Here is a 19,174-nt window from a genome sequence, read left to right as displayed (position 1 = left end):
GCGTGTCCCTTCTGGAGAAGGCCTTTCGTCTTCTACGATCCTGGACATGGGCCGATCGTCCGATGAATCGCCGCTCCGGCGGATCACCGCGGAGTCCTGCCTCCTGGGCGGGGCCGGGTACGCCGTGCTGCTCCAGATCGCCCACCCCAGCGTCGCCCACGGGGTGTACCACCACAGCGACTTCGAGCACCGCCCCTTCTCCCGGCTCTTCGGCACGCTCGCCTACGTCTACGGGACCGTGTACGGCACCGCCGAGGAGCGCGAACGCCTGCACGCCGTCGTCCGGGCGATGCACAAGAAGATCACCGGCCCCGGCTACCGCGCCCTGGACGACGACCTCCTGCTGTGGGTGGCGGCGACGCTCTGCCACAACGCCGCCCGCGTGTACACGATGGTGTTCGGCGGGTTCCGCGACGACGAGGAGTACGCGCTCTTCATGCGGGAGGCGTCGGTGTTCGGCACCGCCCTGGGCCTGCCGGCCGAGGCCTGGCCGAAGACCCCCGAGGCGTTCGACGCCTACTGGGAGGAGGCGTCGGCCCGGCTCGAGGTGGGAGACGAGGCCCGCGACATCACCCGCCGCCTGTTCCGGCCCCGTCAGCCGGTGCTGCGGGCGCTGATGCCCCTCCAGCGGTTGCTCACCGCCGGGCTCCTGCCGGAACGGCTGCGCGACGGGTTCGGCCTGCCCTGGTCGCCGGGGCGGCAGCGGCTGTTCGACGGGATCCTCGCCGTCACGCGGGCCGTCTACCCCCGCGTGCCCCGGCCGGTGCGGGTACTGCCCGCCACCGTGTGCCTGTGGTCGATGCGCCGGTCGGACGGCCCGGCCCGGTTCAGCCGCCGAAGCGGTCGGCCAGGGCCGCGCGGGCGCGCTCGGCGTCGGGCGACCCCACCTCGGTGAGGATCTCCGCCGCCGTGCGCAGCAGCCCCTCGGCCCGGTCGGCGGTCACCGTGGGCGCGGGCAGGGTGCCCAGGGCCAGGCAGGCACGGGCGACGGTGTAGCGCTCGTCGCGCTCCAGGGCGATGGCGTGCGCCTTCTCCAGGGCGACCGCGGCCTCCTCGTGGTGGCCAGCCTCGGCGTGGGTGATCCCCAGGTCGGTGAGGATCTCGGCGTCGCCGCTGCGGTCCCCGGACTCCTCGGCCAGGGCCAGCGCCGCCCGGTGGGCCTCGACGGCCTCCTCCGGACACCCCGCGGCCCGGTAGGCGATGCCGAGGGAGTTGTGGACGTAGATCCGGCTGCCGACCAACCGCAGCCGCTGGGACAGCTCCAGTGCCTCATCGAGGTCGCGCAGCGCCCCCTCGATGTCCCCCAGGCCGACCTTGGCCTCCCCCATGACCCGCTTGACCAGGGCTGCCGACGCTCCCACGTCCTCCTCGGGGACCGTCTCCATCGACCGCGCCGCGCAGTGCAGGGCCTCCTCGTACTGCCCGAGCGCCTGGCGGACCACGGCGAGGTTGCTCCACTGGAGGGACTCCAGGCGCCGGTCCCCCAGGGCGACCGCGTGGTCGAGCACTCCGCTGATGGCCTCGGCCGAGTCCCGGAGCCTTCCGACCCGCTCGTAGACCATCCCCAGGTTCGCCAGGGCCCGGATGCTGCCCCGGCTGTCCCCCACCGCCGCCAGCAGGTCCCTCGCCTCGGTGAGCATGCGCAGGGCGTCGTCGAACCGCCCCGCGAAGTAGTAGCCGATCCCCAGCCCGATGAGCGTGACGGCCCGCCCCCGCCGGTTCCCCTGCCGGTCGCTGACCTGGAGCGCGCGCTCCTGGGAGCTGACGAGCAGGCCCATCTGGCCGTGCAGGGCGTAGAAGCGCCACACCGACTCGGCCATGCGCCAGGCGTGCTCCCCGTTGTCCCGCGAGGCGAAGTAGTCGATGGTGTCGGCCAGGTTCTCCCGGTGCAGGTCGAACCACTCCTCGGCGTCCTCGCGCCGCAGGAGTTCGGTGCGGTACCCGGAGTCGGACCGCTCGTCATCGTGCAGGGCCCTGGGACCCAGCAGGTCGGCGGCGTGCTGGGCGGTCAGCAGGTAGTGCTCCGCCAGCCTGCCCCGGATGCGGTCCACACGTTCGGCGCCGAACTCGGCGGTGGCCCTGTCCAGCGCGAAATCCCTTATGAGGTCGTGCATGCGGTACACGTCCCCCTGGGGTTCGTCGAGCAGGCAGACGCCGACGAGCTCCTGGAGGATGTCGTCGCCCTCCTCCACCGAGACGCCCAGCAGCGCCGCCCCGCCCGCCAGGTCGATGCTGTCGCCGATCATCAGGCCCAGGGTCAGGAAGGCGCTCCGCTGCTCGTCGTTGAGGCTCTGGTACGACAGGTCGATGGCGGTCTCGACGCTCTGGCCGTCCACCTGCAGTTCGCGGAACTTGCGGTTCTGCTCGCCGAGCCGCCGCGCCACGTGCCCGAAGGTCCAGCGGGGGCGGCTGAGCATGCGGCCGGCGATCACGCGCAGGGCCAGCGGGAGCCCGCCGCAGATGCGCACGATCTCGCGGGCCCGGTCCTCCTCGGCCCTGACGCGCTCCTCCCCCAGGACCCGGGAGAAGAGGTCCAGGGCGGACCGCTCGTCGAACATGCCCAGCGAGAGGAACCGGGCGCCGCTGAGCCCGGACAGCTCGTTGCGGGAGGTGATGAGGGTCAGGGAGCCCGGGGAGGACGGGAGCAGCGGGCTGACCTGGGAGTAGCTGGACGCGTTGTCCAGGATGAGCAGGGTCCGCCGCCCCATGAGGGTGGCGCGCCACAGGGCGGACCGCTCTTCCAGGGACTCGGGAATCGTTTCGGGCGGGACGCCCACCGCGCGCAGGAGGGACCCGAGCGCGGAAGACGGGTCCAGGGGCTCCTTGCCGGCCGTGTACCCGTACAGGTCGATGAAGAGCTGCCCGTCGGGATAACGTTTGGCGGATTCGTAACCGAAATGCACGGCCGTGGTGGTCTTGCCCCCGCCGCCGGCGGCCGTGAGGACGCAGACCTCGGCCCCCTCCTCGTCCGCGAGGGAGATCTTTTCGAGGCTGCGCAGGACGTCCACGCGGCCGGTGAAGTCCGGCAGGTCCCGGGGCAGGTCGTTGCGGACGCGGTAGACCGTCTCGGATTCCGTTGGTTCCGTTGCGGTCCGGCGCCCCTGGTCGGCGTCCTCCCGGAGGATGCGCGCGTGCAGGGCCGCCAGTTCGGGGCCGGGGTCGACGCCGAGCTCGTCGGCCAGCCGGACCCGGAAGTCCTCGTAGGCGGCCAGGGCGCGGGCCTTCTCGTTGTCGTGCCAGAGCGCCGTGATGAGCAGGTGCTGTAGGCGTTCCCGGAACGGCTCCTCGCGGGCCAGCGGGGTGAGGCGGGAGACGACCTCGGAGTGCCGCCCCAGGCCCAGGGCGCACGTCGCCCAGGCGATGACGGCCGACCAGCGCTCCTCCCGGAGGGGGCCGACCACCGTGTGCTCCAGTGCCTCGGAGCCGACCCCGGAGAAGGGGACGCCGCGCCAGCAGGAGAGGGCGCGGTCGAGGAGTTCCAGCGCTTCTTCGGGGGCCGCCCGGGCGGCCTCGTCCCGCAGCCGCCGGAAGCGGTACAGGTCGACGGAGTCGGGATCGGCGTCGAAGATGTAGCCGCCGGCCGTGGTGGAGATACTTCCGGGAATCGATCTGCGCAGGTGGGAGACCTGGACCTGGATGACCGAACGGGCGGTGCGCGGCGGGTCGTCGCTCCACAGGTAGGTGATGAGCCGGTCCACGGTGACCTCTCGGCCGAGGTTCACCAGGAGCGCGCCGAGCACACAGCGCTGGCGTGGTCCGCCGATCGCAACCGGTCGGCCGTCGGACCAGACGGCGATGGGGCCGAGCACACCGAATTCCACAAGGAGCAACCCTAGCAAGCGGAATTCTGGAAAAGCGGAATCCGGGCAAGCCAAAAGCTCCGAGTATCTCCCCCTCTGTCAAAGATACTCGGAGTGACCTTTTGGCTACGCCGGGCTGTTACTTCTCCTCGGCGGGCTTCTCCTCGGCGGGCACGCCCTCATCGGGGCGTTCGGCGGGCACCGGCTTCACCGGCTCCGGCTCGGGCTCCCGGTAGGGCTGCATCTTGGCCTCGGGCATCGCGTCGGCCACGATCTCCTCGAAGCGGTCATCGAGAGTCAGCATCTGGGGGACTCGCACTCCTCGTCTCACCGCACTCGTGTAGAGCCGCAAGGTGGCCCTACGTCGCCTGCGAACCATCACGGACTTCACCGCCCTTCGGGGCGGACGGGCCACCCGTGGCGGACTCCGCCTCAGGGAACGCCACGGGTGGCATGTGTCCAACGAACGACGATCCGGTCGGGAGGTTCGCGAGCCGTCCTCTCGCGGCGACCGGTCGTGCCGAACGCCTTCGACACTAGAGAGATCCTCTTCCAGGCCGCTTTCAGTCCACTTACAGCCCTGAAAGGGGCCGGAGCCGGGGGCTCGGGAAACGACGCAGTGTGGAATGGACGTGCACCCGGGGTGACACATTCGCCTTTTCCGATACCCGGGCGGACACCGGGCAAACAGGAATCCGATCGCCATTCACGGCCCCGTTCCCCCCTCCCCCGCGGGATTCGGGCTCAGTGGGCGGGGTACCCGGTGCCGCCCCCGCGCGGGGAGTGGACCCAGGTGACGGTGTGACCTCTTCCGGCCGTTTACGGCGAGTCAGGAGGGTTTGCGCCTACACTGCGGCGCGTGGCCCATCACGCCCATCTGGACGAAACCCCCGGTCGCCCCAACCCCCTCCTCCCCGGCGACCGTGTTCAGCGTGCCGCGGTGATCTCCGTCGGGGCGGCCGTCGTGGCGGTCGCCGTGCTGGGCCTGTACCTGTTCGGCGGACTCGAAACGGCCACTCCCACCCCGGAGCCGCCCGGCACCCGGCTGCGCAACGTCCTGTACGAGATCACCCCGCACGAGGCGGCGCCGGCCTCCGACGAGGTGGAGGGCGCCGTCGTCCAGGTCCTCGTGGACGTGGAGCTGCACGGCTCCGACCTGCCGGTGCCGATGTTCGACATCGGCTCGACCATGGACGTGCGGCTGTTCCCCGGCGACCACCGGGTGAAGCACCCCGACCTGACCCTGACCCGCTATCCCCAGGGCGTCACCACCCGGCTGCAGCCGCACATGCGCGAGGAGGCCCTGCTCAGCTGGCCCCTGCCGGACGGCGTCTCCCCCGACGAGGTGGACACGGTCCGGATCACGGTGCGCCAGGCGGAGAAGCTCGTCACGACGGGCGGCGGCGGGTTCTTCTGGTCCCCGATCGCCGGTTCCAGCGTCGGAACGGTCGACCTGCCGATCGGGGAGGGCTGACCGTGTCCCCGCAGTCCCGCCCCGGCTTCGGGCGCCGCGCCCTGAACCTCGTGCTGTGCCTCGGCCTGATCGCCGCGATCTTCTTCGTCCAGCGCTTCATCGTCGCCAACGACGCGCTGGTGGAACCCGTCGCGACCGCGGGGGCACAGGGGTCGGTGGTGTCCAGCCGCGCGTTCGAGGCCGAGGTGTCCGGGGTGGACGTCACCTCCGAGATCGAGGTGACCGGCAGCGTCCTCGGCGACGCCGAGAAGATCCCCGCCAACGGCGTGTGGGTGGTCGTGTGGGCGCGGGTGACCGCCCTGGAGCACACGATGCACGGGGTCTCGGCGGAACTGCGGATGGCCGACGGCGTGGTGTACGAGGAGCGGGGCTGGTTCTGGGCGTCGCTGGACCGGGGGACCTTCTCCCCCGCGATCCCGCAGCGGGGCGCGTTCGTGTTCGAGGTGCCCCCGGACCGCCTGGACGGGCCGACGCTGGTGCTCACGCACCGGCCCGGGTACGAGGAGCGGCTGTCCTCGCGGGTGGAGGTCGCCCTGGACGGGGTCGGCGCCGAACCGGGCCCCGAAGCGGTGGTGCTGACCGGGCCCGAGATCGACATGTCCGGGGACGCCCCGGGCGGAGACGGCGCAGGGGAGGCCGCGGATGCGTCCGAATGAGCCCCGGGACCCCCGGGACCCCCGCGGGTCCGACAGGCCCGGCGGGCCCCGACACGGTGACGCGCCGCGGGAGGGCGGGCCGCCGGCGTCGCCGTACCGCGTGCCCGGACCGCCGTCCGGCCCGCCCCCGGCGGGCCGGGCCGACGGATACGGCCGCTACCCCGGGGAGCCTCCCGGAACACCGGAGCAGCGGATCCCCCGGCGCCCCGTGCGTCAGCGGCCGGGGCCGGTGGACCGGTCCGCGGGCTCCGAGGGGTTCGGCGGCGCTCCGGGGCGGCCGCCCCAGGACCCGCGCGGCCCCGCGAACGGCGGGGCGTACCGGCGTCAGGAGCCGCCACAGGACCCCCGGCAGGGTCCGCGCCCGGGCCGCCGCCGGGCTCCGGGGCCCCCGGACGGCCCCGGGTCCGGAACGCAGCCCGGCGGGGGACAGCCTCCGCAGGACGCGCGGGCGGGACGCCGCCGGGCGCCGCAGGGGCCCGGAACCGGAGCCGACGGGTACCCGGGAGGCGGACCGCCCGCCGAGGCGTACCCGCGGCAGGGCCCGCGGGCCGGGCGACGCAGGGCGCCGGGCCCGCCGGACGCGCCGGCTCCCGCGCCCCGCCCCGCCGGAGGGCACCCTCCTCAGGAACCGCGCGGCGGGCACCGCCGGGCACCGCGGCGTCCCGGGGACGGGCCGCCCGCCGAGGCGTACCCGCCGGGCCCGCCCGGCCGCCGGACTCCCCGGGGCCCGTGGACGGCGCACGGCCCCCGGTCGGCGGTCCGCCGCCCCGGGGCCCCGTCGGCGGGCCGTTCGACGGCCCCCGCCCCGGACCGTTCCGGGGCCCGGAGGCGTTCGCGGGGGCCCACGGCGGGCCCCCGGGCGCCTTCGGCGAGCCCGACCCCCCGCCCACCGGGGCCAGGGGCAAGACCGTCCGGCACGCCCGGCCGCTGTGGAAGCGCCTGCACCTGCCCTACGCGGCGGTGCTGGTGCTGCTGTTCCCGGTCATGCTGGTCTGGCCCTACACGACCGAGGTGCGCGACGGGACCGAGGCCGGGCTGATCCCGCCCGAGCCGAGGCCCGTGGACGTCGGCGACACCGCGGACCTCGCGGGCAGCCGGTGGCGGGTCACCGGGTACATCACCGGGTTCCTGGGCGGTTCCGAGCCGCCGCCCGAGGGGCTGGAGATCCTCGACGTCGGCTTCCGCGTCACCCCCGGTGACGCGGAGGCCGCCGAACTGCTGCGGAACAGCTGCGCGTTCCGCGCCGTGGACGGGCAGGGCCGCTCCTGGGAGCGCACGCACCTGTTCTCCATGCGCGACTTCGGCGAGGAGGCGGGCGACGGGGCCTACGGCTGCACCACGGGTGAGGGCGAGACCATCGCCCCCGGGCAGGAGCAGTCCATCATCCTGTCGTTCCTGGTGCCCGAGGACGTGGTCGGGGACCTCCGCTACGAGGTCACCGTCGACACCTCCGCGGACCCCGAACGGCCCCGGCCCGACGCCCTGGTCTTCGAGGCCGAGGAGCTGGAGGAGTAGCCGGACGGGTCAGCCGGCGTGGCGGGAACCCCCGGAGGGGGCGTGCGTCGCCACCCGGCGCACCCGGCGGCCGACGCTGTCCTCCTCCGCCTTGCGCAGCGCGACCTCGAAGGCCGCCGCCAGCAGGCACACCCGCAGCAGCATGTGCAGGGAGCCGATCACGAAGTCGATCGGCTGGAGCAGCGGCCACCACTCGGCGTGCAGCGGGCCGGGGCCCGCCAGGACGAACACCAGCCGGTGCAGCTGTGTGAACGCGACCTCCAGCAGCACGAAGCACAGGGAGTACGACAGGTAGAACACCGGGCCCACGCGCAGGACGAAGCGCAGCGCGTGCAGGCAGGGGTAGATCTGCTCCTTGAGGTCGTTGCGGACGAACCGGTCGAGGAAGCGGCCGGTGCCGGCCAGCCGGTTGACCGCCCGGTCCAGGCCGTTGCGGACGCGGTGCTCCTCGAAGACGCTGTCATAGTCGTCGACCTGGGCGCGGTAGACGACCGCGGCGATCGTCAGCCACAGCAGCGGGCCCACGAACCCCGTCGAGACCGCCTTCCACGCCTTGGCCCACCACACCGGGATGCGGGCGTAGAGCTCGGGCTGGCCGACCAGTGCGCCGGCCCCGTTCAGCAGATCCTTGGCCCCGGTCTGCATCTCCACCCAGAAGACCCGGCCGGTCAGCCAGGCCTCCGCCTGGGTGATCGCCATGCCCAGGGAGAACAGGAACATGAACACCCACACGCCCTCGAACAGGGCGGTGAGCATGCCCAGGAGGGCGCTGTGCCCCTTGCGGTAGAAGTGCGAGCAGAGCTTGCGCAGCAGCCACGCGGAGACGGCGACGATGAGCGGCAGCCCGTACCAGGGCACGTTGACGGGAGCCTGGAACGCCTCCAGGCCGCCGGTGTTGAGCAGGGCGATGCTGTACATGTCGTACTGCTCGCGGATCAGGCCCCAGGCGGCGTAGAACAGCAGGAACGGCAGGATCGCCAGGGCGACCCCGTCCACCACGCGGCGCTCGCGTTCGACGAACCCGCGCTGCCGGTCCTCCCGGACCACCTCCGAGCGCAGCTCGGAGTCGATCACGGGCAGCCCCGGGCGCAGCAGCTGGAACATGATCACGAACGTCACGAGGGTGACCAGCAGGGTCAGGCCCAGGCCCGTCAGGGAGAGCGTCTGCTCGACGTCGGCCAGGCGCACCAGGCCGCGCATCAGCACCGCGTGCACGAGCATGCCGACGGTGTGGACGCACAGGAGGGGGACCCAGTAGCGTGCGGCCAGGCCGAGCGCGTACACGGGCAACAGGGCTGCGGAAGTCGTCGAGCGGGCCATCGGTTCTCAGAAGGGTAGAGGGTAGGGAACGGAGGGACCGCGACGAGGTGCGGCTTTCCGTGTCCGGACCCCGGTCGCGGACGGTGGTCGGCGCGCGGGGGCGGGACGCGTGGGAATCAGGAGGGCTTGATGGAGGACGGCGACGGCAACGGCTGGGTGCACCTGCCGGACGGGTCCAGGCGCTGGGGAGTCTACGGTGCCGCGGGGCTGTTGTTGTACGGAACCGACATGGCCGGAACCGGACACGTGCTGCTCCAGCACCGGGCCGAGTGGACGCACATGGGCGGCATGTGGGGGATCCCCGGCGGTGCGCGCAACCGGGACGAGACGCCGCTGGAGGCCGCGGTACGGGAGTTCCGCGAGGAGATCTCCGGCGACCTGGGCGGGTACACGGTGGTGGGAACGCACGAGCACGACCTGGCGGTGTGGCGGTACGACACGTTCCTGTTGAGCGTGCCGGAACTGGCCCCCTTCTCCCCCGCCAACTCGGAGAGCATCGAGGTCCGGTGGGTCCCGGTGACGGCGGCGGAGGCGCTGCCGCTGCTGCCCGCGTTCCGGACGGCGTGGCCGGCCCTGGTGGCGGACCTGGAGAGGTCGGTGGAGACGGCGGGCTGACGCCGGCGGCGCCGGTCCCCGTGCGGGGATTCCGGGCCGGGGGCTTTCGAGGCCGTCCTTAGCCGTCGGTGCGCACGCCCGCGGCCGACGACCGCTCCGGGCCCCCGGGTCGGCCCGGCCTCGTCAGCGCGGCGAGGCGCGCGAGCCGGGCCGCGAGCACCGCGCAGCAGCCCAGGGAGCACACGACCAGCGCCGCCCAGAACGCGGGGAACAGGTAGGGCGGCTGGAACCAGGCCATGTCGCGCCCCTGGTACAGCCATCCGAGCACCTCGTGCAGGGTCACGGCCGAGACCGGCGGCAGGGCGTACGGCAGCAGGCGCGCCGCCGTCGCCCACCGCGCCCGGCCCGAACGCGCGAGCGCCCATCCGCCCGCCCGGCGCACCCCGCGGACTCCGAGCGGGACGGTCGCGGCGGCCAGGGCGAGCAGGACAGCGTCGGTCCATACCGCCCACGCCCCCTCGGCCCCCGGCCGCTCCGGGGCCGCGCCGGAGTCCACGAGTTCGACGAGCGCGGCGGCCAGCGCGCTCGCCCCCGCGCCGGAGGTGCCGGTGTTGGCCATGACGGCGATGCCGTGCCCGCTTTCGGGCAGCAGGGCCTGGTGGGAGGTGGCGGTCATGATCTGTCCGCTGTGCTCCACGATCCGCGCGCCCGACGCGGTCCGCCCCAGCGACCACCCCAGCGCGTAGGAGCCGGACGCCTCGGAGGGGGTGTACAGCTCCTCGAAGCCCTCGGGCGACAGCAGTCCCGTCTCCTCCCCGTCCGGACCACGGCCCCCTGCCGTGTGGGCGGTGAGCCAGGCCCCCATGTCCTCGGCGGTGCTGACGACCCCGCCGGAGCCGTTCCCGAACCCGGGCGGCTCGTCCGCGGGCAGGGCCAGGCCGAGCACGACGACGTGGCCCCGGGCATCGGCGGGCAGGTCCAGGTCCGTGTCGATCGTCGTGGTGGCGTCCATGCCGAGCGGGGCGAACACCTCCTCCCCCAGGTGGTCGGCGAAGGGCCGTCCGCCGACCACCTCGACCAGCCGGGCGGCGACCTGGTAGTTCGGGTTGTGGTACTCCCAGCGGGTGCCGGGCTCGGCCGCCAGGCGGGCGCCGCGCAGGTCGGCCACCGACTCGCGCAGGGTGAGGGTCTCCCGGCCCCGGCTGTAGGAGGCGAACTCGGCGTCGGACATGCCGGAGGTCTGGTCGAGCAACTGGCGCACGGTGATCCGCTCCGCGCGGGGGTCGGCCATCGTGAACTCGGGCAGGTGCTCGCGCACCGGGTCGTCCAGGTCCAGTTCCCCCGCTTCGGCCAGTTGAAGGACCGCCAGCGCGGTGAACGACTTGCTGACCGACGCCATGGCCATGGGCGTGCCGCCGGTGACCGGGGCGCCGTCCGGGGTGGTGCCGTAACCGCCGACGTGCACGATGTCCGTGCCGTGGGTCAGCACCACCGCCGCCCCGGGCAGGCCGGTCGCCTCCCGGTAGTCCTCCACCAAGGCGTCGACGGCCTCCGGGGACGGGGTGGCCGGGCCCGCCCCGGCAGTGGGAGGCGGGGCGGAGGCGACCGCCGCGGCCGCAGAGGGGGCGGCGGACAGGAGCAGCAGCGCACAGGCCCCGAGCAGCGCCGACACGCCGCGGAGAGCGCGGGCGGGGCCGCTCCGGCGGGCCGGGGCGACGGGCCGGGCGGGGCGGGCGGTCGCGGGGAGGGTCATACGGAGAACGCTAGGCACCCGGCGCGCTCCCGCCCATGGTGCGCTCCACCCGGTCCTCCTGGGGTACTCCTCAGGGTGCGCGGTCCGGGCCGCGGCGGGAGGCCGCCCGGTGGGCGGGATCCGTAGGAGGCGGCGGGCGGTCTGCGCGGAGGCGGCGCGAGGGCGGACCGGCCGTGCCGGGCCGGGCACTCCCGGGGCCGGCCGTTCGTTGACCGTTCGTGGTCCGCGCTCTCCCGGCCGTCCACAGGCGGCACCCGCGGGGTGCGGCCGCGGACACTCCGGGGTAAGTCAGGGATGTGCCCTGATGTGCGCGCGGACCGGGGCAATGCATGCTGGTGGAGACGGCCCGTCCGGAGCGGTCGTCACGCGAACGGACTGGAGCGGTGGACATGACGCTGGAGCGCGGTAACGCATTCACTCCCGTCGCCTCGGCGACGATGATCTGGCCCTGGACGACGTCTGTGCTGGGCGGCGCCGCGGGCGGCGCCCTCTTCTTCCTGCTCAACCTGGGCGGCGGGCTGCTCCCCGCCGTCATGTCGGGCCTGGGCGCGGCCGTGATCTTCTTCTCCCTCGTCGGCGGCGTCGGCGGCGTGATCAGCAAGAAGTCCGACCGGCGCGGCCGCCGCTACGCGGCCAACTACCCCTTCCGCTACGCGGCCGTGCCGGCCGTCGTGGGCGGTGTGGGCTACGGGATCCTCTCCCTGAGCCTGTTCGGCGGCCTGTTCGCCGCCCTGGCGATCTGGGCGACGGTCGGCGTGATCGCGATGGTACTCGGCGACAAGAAGTAGGCTCGGTGTTTTCCGCCCAGGCGCGGAAGAAGGAGAACACACCTACGGGAGCAACCGGGCGCCGATGACTGAAGCAGCTCGTCAGAAAATGGTCGAGCGGGTCCGAGGGCTCCTCCGCATGGCGGAGGACCCCTCGGTCACCGATGCCGAGAGCCAGGCGTTCACCGCCAAGGCCGCCGAGCTGATGACCCGCCATGCGATCGCGGAGGCCGAGGCCCGCGCCGAGCGGGGCGAGGAACCCGACGCGATCGGGCGCATGGACTACACGGTGTCCGGGGTGGGCGGCCACGGCAAGGCCCGGGTACGGGCGCTGGCCGACATCGCCGCCGCCTACGGGTGCCAGTCGGCGGTCCGGGGCAACTCCTCGGAGAACACCGACCGGATCCTCATCCTGGTGGGGACCGCGAGCGCGCTGGACGCGCTGCGCATGCTCATGCCGTCGATCTCCATGCAGATGGAGTCGTCGGCGAAGTTCATGAGCTCGGGGCACGTGTCCGACATCCGGGAGCTGCGCAACTACACGCGGTCCGAGCTGGAGACCGAGCGCAAGCGGTACTACCGGTCGTTCGTGCGGGCCTACGGGCAGGCGGTGGCCGAGCGCATCCGCGAGTTCCGGCGCCGGCTGCAGGAGATGTCGCGCCCGACCGGCGCGGGCGGCGGTTCCGCCGAGGGCGGGGTGGCGTCCTCCCGGGGTGCGGAGCTGGTGCTGCGCGCCGATGTGCACCGGGTCCAGGAGGAGTTCCAGAAGCAGTTCCCGCAGCTGCGCAAGCACCGGCCCGAACGGACGCACAGCGCGGCCGGGGCCCGGGCGGGGTACCAGCGGGGACGGCAGGCGCAGCTCGGCCTGGAGACGTCCGTAACCGGTGGGGGTTCGTCCACTCTGCCCGCCGGTGAGTGACAGAACCCGGTCCAACCGGATCAAGTAAATTGTCCCGTTTTGTACGTTTTCCGACCTCAAAAAGAGGCCGATCCCGCGAAGTTTTCCACAGGCTGTGCACAGAATCGCCGCCGGAGTCGTTCTTGCACGTCAAAGCGGAAATGCGAGAGCACATCAGGGGCGATTCGGGTCCTCCCGGGACCGATCACCCCGGGTTATCCACAGGCTGGGCGCCATCCTGTGGAAAACCTTGTGGATAACTCGGCGGCAAGCTGTGGATAAGGCCCGAATCCCCTGATCAGGACACCCGCAACGGCTGTACCAGATACCGGAAGGACGGGGCCTCGCCCTCCTTCGCCGGGACATCGGTGAACACGGCGGGTTTCGTCGGCTCCGTGAAGTTCAGGTGGGCGGAGTCGGTCGCGATCGCCGACAGGCCGTCCATCAGGTAGTCGGGGCGGAACGCCACCCGCAGCGGGTCGCCCTGGTAGTCCACGGCGATCGCCTCCACCGCCTGGGCGTCCTCGCCCGAGCCCGCCTCCAGCGTCACCTCGCCCTCGGTGAACACCAGCCGCAGCGGGGTGTGCCGGTCGGCCACCAGCGCCACCCGCTTCACCGCCTCCGTCAGCGGCGCCACCGCCACCTCGGCCCGCGAGGCGAACTCCGCGGGGAACCAAGAGGCGTACTTGACGAAGTCGCTGTCGATCAGCCGGGTGGTGCTGCGCCGGTCCCCGTTCTCGAAGCCGATCGCGCCCTCCCCCGGCGCCAGGCCGCCGGCCCCGCCCGGCGACAGCGCGACCTCCACATTGGAACCGCCGATGACGCCCCGCACCATGTCGTGCAGGGTGCGCGCGGGCACCAGCGCGGAGGTGTCGACCGCCGGGTCCTGCGGCTTCCACCACAGGTCGCGCACCGCGATGCGGTAGCGGTCGGTCGCCACCACGCTCAGCGTGTCGCCGGTGAAGTCCAGGTAGGCGCCGGTCAGCATCGGCAGCGTGTCGTCGCGGCTGGCCGCGGGGGTGACCTGGCGGACCGCCTCGGCGAAGGTGTCCGCGGGCACCGAGCCGATGCGCTCGGGCATGCCGGGCAGGGTGGGGTAGTCCTCCAGCGGCATGGTGATGAGGGTGAACCGGGCGGCGCCGCCGCTGATCCGCACCTTGGCGCCGTCGGTGTCGATGTGCACCGAGCCGCCGGGCAGGTTGCGCACGATCTCGGCGAGCAGTCGGCCGGGCACCAGCACCGCGCCGGCCTCCTCCGCCAGCACCTCGACCGAGGAACGGGCCGAGACCTCGTAGTCGAACCCGGACAGGTGCAGGGCGGAACCGCCGTCGGGGACCTCCAGGCGCATCCCGGCCAGCACCGGCACCGCCGGGCGGTTCGGCAGGGCGCGCGCCGTCCAGGCGACGGCCTCGGCGAACGCGTCGCGGTCCACACGGAGTTTCACGATCTCTGCCTCCTCGTCGGCGTGGTCAGGGTCAACCTACCCAGCGGTGCCGACAAATCGACGGCCCCGGGCGGACCCGCGGAACGGGGCGCGACCAGGGCCGATCGTGTTCAGGATGTGGCTGTGGGGGCGGGTGTCACCGACGGTTCGGCTTCAGGGTCCAGGTGATGGTCATCTTGCCGGTGACGGTGCCGTCGGCCATGCGGATCTCGACGTCGATGGGGAACTCGGGGCGCTGACCGCCGTCGAGCTCGGCGACGACCTCGTCCCGCGGACGGCCCAGCACGGCCTCGGCGGTCATGTCACCGGTGGCCATCTTGAGGAAGTGGATCTCGGCCTTGGTGGGCAGCGGCAGCGCGCGGTCCATGGTGTCGCCGAAGGTGCCGATGATGATGGCGCCCGAGGCGGACTCGGCCAGGGTGAACATCGCCCCGGCGTGCGCGCCGCCGATGTGGTTGTGGTGCTCGGGCCTGTCCGGCAGGTTCATCACCGCCCGGCCGAAGTCGAGGGACTCGAACGACAGGCCGAGCGTGCGGGCGAAGGGCACCGCGGCCAGGAAACCGGACTTGACCATCTCCGCCGTCTCGGCGTTCATGTTTGCCATGCCCCGAATGTTACTCGCGAGTAACCGAAATGCGCCACCCATCGCACGGCGACTTCCCCGGCCCGCGCGTACCGGCGGGGCATGTCGGCTACGATGACTCGCGGAGACCCGCGGGGTCGCCGGGAGGGTTCGCATAGCGGCCGAGTGCAGTGCTCTTGAAAAGCACCAAGTCCTTGACGGGGCTTCGTGGGTTCAAATCCCACACCCTCCGCGGTCGCGAAGGGCCGCCCGCTCGTCGAGCGGGCGGCCCTTCGTGTTCGGCGGGGCCGGGTGCGCGGACCGGCGGCGCCCTGCCGGCCGGGGGCCGGGCGGGCGGCGGGGGTGTCGGGGGGACCGGCTAGGGTCGCGCCATGACCAGGTTCAAGGACTTCAACTTCAAGCTCGCCGTCGTCGAGCAGCTCATGTACACCGACGAGGCGCTGACGCCCGCCTACAGCCTCGCCGCCGTCCTCAAGGAACAGGGGCTGGGCGACGATCCCTGGGGCTGGGCGTCCGACAACGGCCTCGCCTACAAGGTCGTCCCGCAGTCACGGGAGTTCTTCGAGCGGCTGGAGATCAGTGACGAGCTCCTCGCCGGCGTGGAGGAGCTGTGCCTGGACGGCGGGAACCAGGTCTACCAGGAGTGCGCCCCCGTCTGGGACGGCGAGGACGACCTGTTCGCCATCGCCTCGCTGGAGGACCTCGACCTGCTGCCGAACCTCAAGCGCGTGGAGTTCGCCGAGGCTCTCAGCGAGGAGCTGCAGGAGGTCCTGCGGGCCCGCGGGATCGAGATCGACGACTGAGGCCGGTCTCCCACGGCGGGCGCCCGGTCCCCGGCCGCGCCGCGGAAAGGGCTTGGACCCCCGAGGGGGCCCGTGAAAGGCTGCCGTCATGATCGGACGGCTGCACACCTTCGTCTACGACTGCCCCGACCCCGAGAGGCTGGCGGGGTTCTACTCGGAGCTGCTGGGGCGGCCCGTCACCCTGCGGGACGAGGGGTGGGTGGTCATCGGCGACCGGGACGAGTGGCCGGTGCTCGCGTTCCAGCCCGCGGAGGGGCTCAGGGAGCCCCGGTGGCCGGATCCGGAGCGGCCGCAGCAGGCGCACATGGACATCTGGGTGGAGGACATCGACACGGCGGAGCAGCGGGTGCTGGAGATGGGCGCGACGCTGCTGCGCACCGAGGAGAACGGGACCGGCGTGTGGTTCCGGGTGTACTCGGACCCCGCCGGGCACCCCTTCTGCCTGGAGTACGAGGCACGGTAGCGCCGGGCCCGCGGGGCGCGAAGCGCCGGCCGCCGCGCGGAGGCGGCGGCCCCGGCGGGGCGTCCCCGCCGGGGCGTGCGCTCAGTCCTCGTCGGCGTGCCTGGGGAGCACGACCACCGGGACCTTGGAGTGGTGGAGCACCCCCTGGCTGACCGAGCCCAGGAGCAGGCCCCGGACGGTGCCGCGGCCGCGCGAGCCGACGACGATCGCGTCCGCGCCCTCGGCGGCCTCCAGGATGGCGTTCACCGGCCCGTTCTGGGTGCGCACCACGGTGACGTCGATGTTCACGTCGTCGCGCTGCTCGTCGATGGCCTCCGCGAGCAGTTCGGCGACCAGCTCCTCGGACTGCTTCTCGAACAGGTCCTCCTGGGGCTGGTAGCCCGCCGCGGTCATCGCCACCGGGTCGTACGGGTAGGGCACCTCCCAGCTGTGCACCACGACCAGTTCGCCCTCGGTCTCGGCGGTCAGGGCGACCGCCAGGCCCAGGGCGCGGCGGCCGTTGCGGGACCCGTCGACGCCGACCACGATCCGCTTCAGCCCCGTGGTCGCGGGCCTGCCCCCGTGCGAGGGCACCACTACGACCGGGCAGGGCGCCTGGGCGGCCACCCGGATGCTCACGGAGCCGACGAACATCGACTTGACGGTGCCCATCCCCCGGGTGCCCACCACCAGGAGGTCGTGCTGCCGACTCTGGCGCAGCAGCGCCAGCGGCGCCTCCTCCAGGGCGGTGACGGTCTCGGTACGCACGTCCGGCCACCCCTTGGCCACGTGCGCCACCGCGTCCTGGAGCACCTCGGTGGCCTGCCCCTGGATCTCCTCGGTCGGTTCGAACCGGGCGGGGCCCCCGTACGCGGACACGATCAGCGGCATGCCCAGGGCGTGCACGATCCGCAGCGGCACCCCCCGGCGGGCCGCCTCGGCCGCGGCCCACTCCAGGGCGGCCTGCCCGTTGTCCGATCCGTCGATGCCCACCACCACGCGCGGTGTGCGGTCCTCGTTCACCATGTGACAACCCCCTCTAGGCACCCATCATCACCGAGTACACCCCATGGGCCCCGGAACGGCACAGGGCGCAAGGTCACCGGTTCGGGGGACGTCCGTCGGCCCCGTCCGACCCCGGGGGCAGGACGGCCACCGGGATCCCCGCGTGGTGGAGCACCCCCTGGCTGACCGAGCCCAGGACCAGGCCGCGCACCCCGCCGCGGCCGCGCGAGCCGACGACGACCATGTCGGCGTCCGCGCCCGCGTCGAGCAGCGCCCGGACCGGGTCGGCCCGCACGCGCACGGCGCTGATGTCGAGGTGCCCGGTGCGCTCGTCCACGACGTCGGCGAGCACCCCGTCGACGACCTCCTCCGACCGCCGGTCGGGCACCGCGTCGCCGGTCGCCGCGTCGTCGGCGGGCGCGTCCTCCCCCAGCGCGTGGACCAGGACCACGGAGGCGTCGGTGGCCAGCGCCTCCTCCAGGGCGAAGCGCAGGGCCCGCCGGGAGGACGGCGAACCGTCCACCCCGACCACGACGCGCCCGCGGTACCCGCGGGGCTCGGCGTCGGGGACGACCACGACCGGGCAGGGCGCGCGCGCGGAGGTGCGCACGCCGATGGAGCCGAGCATGATGGCGCGCACCGAGCCGAGCCCCCGCGACCCGACCGCGATGACGTCGCCGCGGCGGGCCTCCTCCAATAGGACGGCCGGGGCGTCCGCGACCGCCAAAACGGTGATCACCTCAACGTCGGGGCGGGCGCGGCGGGCGTACTCGGCGCTCTCGGTGAGCAGCTCGTGCGCCGAGGCGCGCGCCTCGCCAGCCGACCCGCGCCCCGCGGTCCCGCGGCCCACGGCGACGGCGCCGACGACCGCCTCCGGGCCCAGCCCGTGCACGATGCGCAGCTGGACCCGGCGCCGCGCGGCCGCCCCGACCGCCCACGCCAGTGCGGCACGGGCACCGGGCGTGCCGTCCACCCCCACGACCACCGCCGGCGGACGCTTCCGTTCGCTCATCCTTCGACCCCCCTCTTCCCGGTTCATTGTCGGTAAGGGGGGCCGTCAATCCTCGGACCGTCACCCGTGGCGGGCGAATCCCTCCCCGACGGTGGCGGCGAGCCGCAGGTAGGCGTCGCGGGTGGCGGGTGCGAGCCGGTCGAGGTCCACCTCGGCGCCCTCCTCCAGGTGGCCGTCCCAGGGGACGCGGACGACGGCGCGGCAGCGGGCGGCGAAGTGGCCTTCGAGGCGGTCGAGGTCCACGCTGCTCTTGCTGTCGGAGCGGACCATGGACAGTACGACGGTCGCGTCGCGCACCAGCCCCTCGTGGCCGTGCGCCTCCAGCCAGTCGAGGGTGGCGCTGGCGCTGCGCGCCCCGTCCACGGACGCGGAGCTCACCAGGACGACCTGGTCGGCCAGGCCCAGGACGCCGCGCATGGCGGCGTGCAGCAGCCCGGTCCCGCAGTCGGTGATGCAGATGGAGTAGAAGTGCTCGACGATCCGGGCGACCTCCCGGTAGTCCTCGTCGCCGAACGCCTCGGACACTGCCGGGTCGCGGTCGGAGGCGAGGATCTCCAGGCGGCTGGGCGCCTGGGAGGTGAACCCGCGGATGTCGGCGTAGCGGGACACGAGGTGGCGCTCGTTGAGGAGGTCGCGGATGGTCGCCGCGGTCTCCAGGCGCACCTTGTCGGAGAGGGTCCCCCGGTCGGGGTTGGCGTCCACGGCCAGCACCCGGTCGCCGCGCAGGGAGGCCAGGGTGGCGCCGAGGGCGACCGTGGTGGTGGTCTTGCCGACCCCGCCCTTGAGGCTGAGGACGGCGACCCGGTGGTGGCCGGTGGCGACGGGGGTGCAGGCGCGGGCGATGAGTTCGCGCCGGCGCAGCACCTTGGGCGACTCGCCGGGGTTGATGAGCCCCAGGGTGGCGGTGTGCACGGCGCGCCGCCAGCCGCCGCTGGGGCCCTGGTGCCGGTTGCGGACCAGGGTGGCGGCGTTGAGGGAGTCGGAGGTCTGCCGCTCCCCGGTCATCCCCGGCACCGGCGGGGTCGGCGGCACCCCGGGCAGCGGGGACGCCTGCGCCGCAGGCCCCGGGACGGCCGGGGGCTCCGGGACCCCGGGTCCGGAGAAGGGGGACGCCGCGACGGGGGGAGCGGCGGCCGGGCCCCGGCCC

At 73.5% G+C, this 19,174-nt stretch carries 18 protein-coding genes and 1 tRNA gene; 10 read left to right on the top strand and 9 right to left on the bottom strand.

Annotated features, from left to right (window positions below):
* The first annotated feature begins 46 nt into the window (after positions 1-46).
* Complete coding sequence (locus tag KGD84_RS00280) at positions 47-895, top strand: oxygenase MpaB family protein (RefSeq protein ID WP_220564109.1); 849 nt, start codon at positions 47-49, stop codon at positions 893-895.
* On the opposite strand, the gene KGD84_RS00275 is transcribed toward KGD84_RS00280, so the two are convergent.
* Together KGD84_RS00275 and KGD84_RS00270 are read right to left on the bottom strand one after the other, a co-directional pair.
* The gene (locus tag KGD84_RS00275; RefSeq protein WP_255646935.1) at positions 828-3,809 is read right to left on the bottom strand and encodes an AfsR/SARP family transcriptional regulator; all 2,982 of its coding nucleotides are present in this window, start codon (positions 3,807-3,809) and stop codon (positions 828-830) included. The genes KGD84_RS00280 and KGD84_RS00275 overlap by 68 nt on opposite strands.
* Positions 3,810-3,939: 130 nt before the next feature.
* Entirely contained in the window at positions 3,940-4,104 is a 165-nt protein-coding gene (locus KGD84_RS00270) for a hypothetical protein (RefSeq protein WP_220564108.1), read from the bottom strand.
* 636 nt (positions 4,105-4,740) lie between these two features.
* Here KGD84_RS00270 and KGD84_RS00265 point away from each other — a divergent pair.
* The 3 genes from KGD84_RS00265 (at position 4,741) to KGD84_RS00255 (ending at position 7,445) form a co-directional block, all read left to right on the top strand.
* The gene (locus KGD84_RS00265; protein ID WP_220564107.1) at positions 4,741-5,274 is read left to right on the top strand and encodes a hypothetical protein; all 534 of its coding nucleotides are present in this window, start codon (positions 4,741-4,743) and stop codon (positions 5,272-5,274) included.
* A gap of 2 nt (positions 5,275-5,276) precedes the next feature.
* Positions 5,277-5,930 carry a hypothetical protein gene (locus tag KGD84_RS00260; protein ID WP_220564106.1) on the top strand — a complete coding sequence of 218 codons (654 nt, stop codon included), beginning with the start codon at positions 5,277-5,279 and terminating at the stop codon, positions 5,928-5,930.
* 729 nt (positions 5,931-6,659) lie between these two features.
* Positions 6,660-7,445, top strand: a complete 786-nt coding sequence (locus KGD84_RS00255; protein ID WP_255647287.1) for a hypothetical protein — start codon at positions 6,660-6,662, stop codon at positions 7,443-7,445.
* Positions 7,446-7,454: 9 nt separating this feature from the next.
* Here the strand turns inward: KGD84_RS00255 and KGD84_RS00250 are convergent, their stop codons facing one another.
* A complete protein-coding gene (locus KGD84_RS00250) occupies positions 7,455-8,729 on the bottom strand; it encodes a hypothetical protein (RefSeq protein ID WP_255647149.1) in 1,275 nt (424 codons plus the stop codon).
* A 165-nt stretch (positions 8,730-8,894) separates the two neighbouring features.
* Between KGD84_RS00250 and KGD84_RS00245 the strand changes: the two genes are divergently transcribed.
* Positions 8,895-9,380: an NUDIX hydrolase gene (locus KGD84_RS00245; RefSeq protein WP_220564104.1), complete on the top strand. Its 486-nt coding sequence runs from the start codon at positions 8,895-8,897 to the stop codon at positions 9,378-9,380.
* Between the two features lie 58 nt (positions 9,381-9,438).
* Here the strand turns inward: KGD84_RS00245 and KGD84_RS00240 are convergent, their stop codons facing one another.
* Positions 9,439-11,073, bottom strand: a complete 1,635-nt coding sequence (locus KGD84_RS00240; RefSeq protein WP_220564103.1) for a serine hydrolase domain-containing protein — start codon at positions 11,071-11,073, stop codon at positions 9,439-9,441.
* Positions 11,074-11,462: 389 nt separating this feature from the next.
* Between KGD84_RS00240 and KGD84_RS00235 the strand changes: the two genes are divergently transcribed.
* On the top strand, positions 11,463-11,861 hold the full coding sequence (locus KGD84_RS00235) for a hypothetical protein (protein WP_220564102.1): 399 nt from the start codon (positions 11,463-11,465) through the stop codon (positions 11,859-11,861).
* 88 nt (positions 11,862-11,949) lie between these two features.
* Complete coding sequence (locus KGD84_RS00230) at positions 11,950-12,759, top strand: DUF2786 domain-containing protein (RefSeq protein ID WP_220565433.1); 810 nt, start codon at positions 11,950-11,952, stop codon at positions 12,757-12,759.
* A 277-nt stretch (positions 12,760-13,036) separates the two neighbouring features.
* On the opposite strand, the gene dnaN is transcribed toward KGD84_RS00230, so the two are convergent.
* On the bottom strand, positions 13,037-14,182 hold the full coding sequence (gene dnaN, locus KGD84_RS00225; protein WP_255646934.1) for a DNA polymerase III subunit beta: 1,146 nt from the start codon (positions 14,180-14,182) through the stop codon (positions 13,037-13,039).
* Between the two features lie 136 nt (positions 14,183-14,318).
* Positions 14,319-14,777 carry a DUF4442 domain-containing protein gene (locus KGD84_RS00220; protein WP_220565431.1) on the bottom strand — a complete coding sequence of 153 codons (459 nt, stop codon included), beginning with the start codon at positions 14,775-14,777 and terminating at the stop codon, positions 14,319-14,321.
* A gap of 131 nt (positions 14,778-14,908) precedes the next feature.
* Between KGD84_RS00220 and KGD84_RS00215 the strand changes: the two genes are divergently transcribed.
* From KGD84_RS00215 to KGD84_RS00205, 3 genes are all read left to right on the top strand, one after another.
* Positions 14,909-14,997, top strand: a tRNA-Ser gene (locus tag KGD84_RS00215).
* A 139-nt stretch (positions 14,998-15,136) separates the two neighbouring features.
* On the top strand, positions 15,137-15,568 hold the full coding sequence (locus KGD84_RS00210; RefSeq protein ID WP_220564101.1) for a DUF6892 domain-containing protein: 432 nt from the start codon (positions 15,137-15,139) through the stop codon (positions 15,566-15,568).
* Positions 15,569-15,656: 88 nt separating this feature from the next.
* A complete protein-coding gene (locus KGD84_RS00205; RefSeq protein WP_220564100.1) occupies positions 15,657-16,031 on the top strand; it encodes a VOC family protein in 375 nt (124 codons plus the stop codon).
* An 81-nt stretch (positions 16,032-16,112) separates the two neighbouring features.
* On the opposite strand, the gene KGD84_RS00200 is transcribed toward KGD84_RS00205, so the two are convergent.
* The 3 genes from KGD84_RS00200 to KGD84_RS00190 form a co-directional block, all read right to left on the bottom strand.
* Positions 16,113-17,036: a universal stress protein gene (locus tag KGD84_RS00200; protein ID WP_220564099.1), complete on the bottom strand. Its 924-nt coding sequence runs from the start codon at positions 17,034-17,036 to the stop codon at positions 16,113-16,115.
* A gap of 73 nt (positions 17,037-17,109) precedes the next feature.
* On the bottom strand, positions 17,110-18,027 hold the full coding sequence (locus KGD84_RS00195; RefSeq protein ID WP_220564098.1) for a universal stress protein: 918 nt from the start codon (positions 18,025-18,027) through the stop codon (positions 17,110-17,112).
* Positions 18,028-18,087: 60 nt separating this feature from the next.
* Entirely contained in the window at positions 18,088-19,032 is a 945-nt protein-coding gene (locus tag KGD84_RS00190; RefSeq protein WP_260697173.1) for a MinD/ParA family ATP-binding protein, read from the bottom strand.
* Between the last annotated feature and the right edge of the window lie 142 nt (positions 19,033-19,174).

Source organism: Nocardiopsis changdeensis, from assembly GCF_018316655.1.
GTDB classification, from domain to species: domain Bacteria; phylum Actinomycetota; class Actinomycetes; order Streptosporangiales; family Streptosporangiaceae; genus Nocardiopsis; species Nocardiopsis changdeensis.
The sequence above is the reverse complement of the archived record's forward strand: the minus strand, read 5'-3'. Positions and strand labels throughout refer to the sequence as shown.

Coding starts and splice junctions, on each gene's coding strand:
- KGD84_RS00205 (WP_220564100.1), top strand. CDS start 15,657: ATGATCGGACGGCTGCACACCTTCGTCTACGACTGCCCCGACCCCGAG.
- KGD84_RS00210 (WP_220564101.1), top strand. CDS start 15,137: ATGACCAGGTTCAAGGACTTCAACTTCAAGCTCGCCGTCGTCGAGCAG.
- KGD84_RS00190 (WP_260697173.1), bottom strand. CDS start 19,032: ATGACCGGGGAGCGGCAGACCTCCGACTCCCTCAACGCCGCCACCCTG.
- KGD84_RS00280 (WP_220564109.1), top strand. CDS start 47: ATGGGCCGATCGTCCGATGAATCGCCGCTCCGGCGGATCACCGCGGAG.
- KGD84_RS00245 (WP_220564104.1), top strand. CDS start 8,895: ATGGAGGACGGCGACGGCAACGGCTGGGTGCACCTGCCGGACGGGTCC.
- KGD84_RS00240 (WP_220564103.1), bottom strand. CDS start 11,073: ATGACCCTCCCCGCGACCGCCCGCCCCGCCCGGCCCGTCGCCCCGGCC.
- KGD84_RS00220 (WP_220565431.1), bottom strand. CDS start 14,777: ATGAACGCCGAGACGGCGGAGATGGTCAAGTCCGGTTTCCTGGCCGCG.
- KGD84_RS00235 (WP_220564102.1), top strand. CDS start 11,463: ATGACGCTGGAGCGCGGTAACGCATTCACTCCCGTCGCCTCGGCGACG.
- KGD84_RS00270 (WP_220564108.1), bottom strand. CDS start 4,104: ATGCTGACTCTCGATGACCGCTTCGAGGAGATCGTGGCCGACGCGATG.
- KGD84_RS00195 (WP_220564098.1), bottom strand. CDS start 18,027: ATGAGCGAACGGAAGCGTCCGCCGGCGGTGGTCGTGGGGGTGGACGGC.
- KGD84_RS00200 (WP_220564099.1), bottom strand. CDS start 17,036: ATGGTGAACGAGGACCGCACACCGCGCGTGGTGGTGGGCATCGACGGA.
- KGD84_RS00230 (WP_220565433.1), top strand. CDS start 11,950: ATGGTCGAGCGGGTCCGAGGGCTCCTCCGCATGGCGGAGGACCCCTCG.